General features: G+C 67.3%; 3 protein-coding genes. 1 reads left to right on the top strand and 2 read right to left on the bottom strand.

Annotation, left to right across the window (positions count from 1 at the left end; all coding sequences use genetic code 11):
• Positions 1-399 (top strand): hypothetical protein (locus tag ACIRFH_RS36590; RefSeq protein ID WP_403530917.1); only part of this gene is annotated, 399 nt, incomplete at its 5' end.
• On the opposite strand, the gene ACIRFH_RS36585 is transcribed toward ACIRFH_RS36590, so the two are convergent.
• Both ACIRFH_RS36585 and ACIRFH_RS36580 read right to left on the bottom strand, forming a co-directional pair.
• Entirely contained in the window at positions 386-691 is a 306-nt protein-coding gene (locus ACIRFH_RS36585) for a hypothetical protein (RefSeq protein ID WP_403530914.1), read from the bottom strand. The two genes, ACIRFH_RS36590 and ACIRFH_RS36585, sit on opposite strands and share 14 nt — an antisense overlap.
• Positions 692-763: 72 nt before the next feature.
• Positions 764-1633 carry an IS5 family transposase gene (locus ACIRFH_RS36580; RefSeq protein WP_403530912.1) on the bottom strand — a complete coding sequence of 290 codons (870 nt, stop codon included), beginning with the start codon at positions 1631-1633 and terminating at the stop codon, positions 764-766.
• Positions 1634-1779: the final 146 nt, after the last annotated feature.

Raw genomic sequence — 1779 nt, 5'->3', positions numbered from 1 at the left:
TCCCCGGCCCATTCCCCCATCACCACACCAAAGAGTCTGGCCCTGCCGCTCACGCGGCAGGGCCAGAACCCCAAGATCTTCATGAGTCTTCTAGGCCGTGTTTTGAAAGTGGTGCACGATGGGGTCGACCGCGTACCGATCGGAAGAAGTCTCGTGGTTGACCCCGTGCTGAAGCACGCGCTGCGTCATCTCCGCTTTGTGAAGTCGCAGCAGCCGCCCGATGCCGACTCCGTCGAGTTCGCTGACTGGCGGGAGAGGATCGCTGAGGCCCTGGACGCGTTGGCCTGCGTGCTGGTCTTCAAGGAGGACCGGGCCAGGGCCAGAGCCGAGGCAGCAGCGGCACTGGAACAGGCTGCGGCGGTTCGACGCCGGCGCAAGACTGGGGCTAGCGAGTGCTGATACTGCGGGCGGCCATCCAGATGGTGAGGTCGTGGGCGATGTCGTTGATGCCGGTCGCTGTGGTGACCTCGTGCTCGTTGCGGGTGGTGTCGCGGCGAACGATCTCGTAAACGCCTTCGTCCAGGACGGCCACTGAGGCGAACCACAGGGGGTCGTCCTCGTCGGGCTGGACGACCACGAAGGTGTTGTCGGAGTCGTTGAGGTCGCTGATCATCATGACCAGCGCGTCCTCGGAGGGGTCGTCGATGCGGTCGCCGTTCTCGCTGTCGGCGCCGTAGTACTGAGCCCCCATCGCCGTTTCCCTCTCGCCTTGTTCGCCCTGGCCGCGGTCAGCATGGCATGAGGAACCGACGGCCCGGGCCCGTCACAGCCATTCGCCGATCGCGGCGATCAGAACGGTGGCTTCGAAGCGGAGGACGAGTTTGTCGAACCGGGTGGCCACCGCCCGGTTGCGCTTGAGCCGGTTGATCCCGCACTCGACCGCGTGCCGGGCCTTGTAGTCCTCGCGGTCGAAGGCCGGAGGTCGCCCGCCGGCCTTCCCGCGCCGTTTGCGGTTGGCGGCCTGGTCAGCCGGCTCTGGGATGGTGCAGCGGATTCGCCGCTTTCGGAGGTAGGCCCGGTTGGCGCGGGAGGAGTACGCCTTGTCGCCCCGCACCCGCAACGGACGGACACGGGGACGGCCCGGTCCGCTGCGGGGAACCCGGATGCCTTCCAGCACGGCGGCGAACTGAGGGCTGTCACCACGCTGACCTGCAGTGACCAGCAACGACAGCGGTCGTTGACCTTGTTCGCAAGCCAGATGGATCTTGGTGGTGAAGCCGCCGCGGGACCGGCCAAGACCGTGGTCTTCCGGCTCGGTGCGGGTTCCGCCCGGCGGTTCCTTCTGGGCCTGTCCGTCGCGGCGGGCGCCTGCGGCGTGCTGATGGGCTCGGCAGATCGTGGAGTCGACGTTGACCTCCCACGTGATGAGCCCGGCCGCGTCCGCGCGGGCTTGTAGTCGGGTCAGCAGCGTGGGCCAGGTGCCGTCACGCTGCCAGCGGCGGAAGAGTCCGTAGACCGTCTGCCACGGCCCGTACTCCCGGGGCAGATCCCGCCACGGAGCACCGGTCCGCACTCGCCAGCGGATCCCGTCGATCAGCTTCCGCCGGCCCACCGAAGGTCTGCCCAGCACCACCACCGGCAACAACGGCTTCAGGACCGCCCACTGCTCGTCTGAAAGATCCCCTCGCCCCACACCTAGATCATCCAGGTGCGGGACGGGGAACGGAGCCCACTTTCAAAACACGGCCTAGAAGACTCATGAAGATCTTGGTGGGGGCTGTCCGGCCGTAGGCCGGGCGGCCCCTTGGTCTATGCGGTTGCTGGGTTGATCGTCCAGGT

Source organism: Streptomyces sp. NPDC093586 (assembly GCF_044764905.1).
In the GTDB taxonomy this organism is placed as follows: domain Bacteria; phylum Actinomycetota; class Actinomycetes; order Streptomycetales; family Streptomycetaceae; genus Streptomyces.
This window is presented reverse-complemented; position numbering and strand designations above follow the sequence as displayed.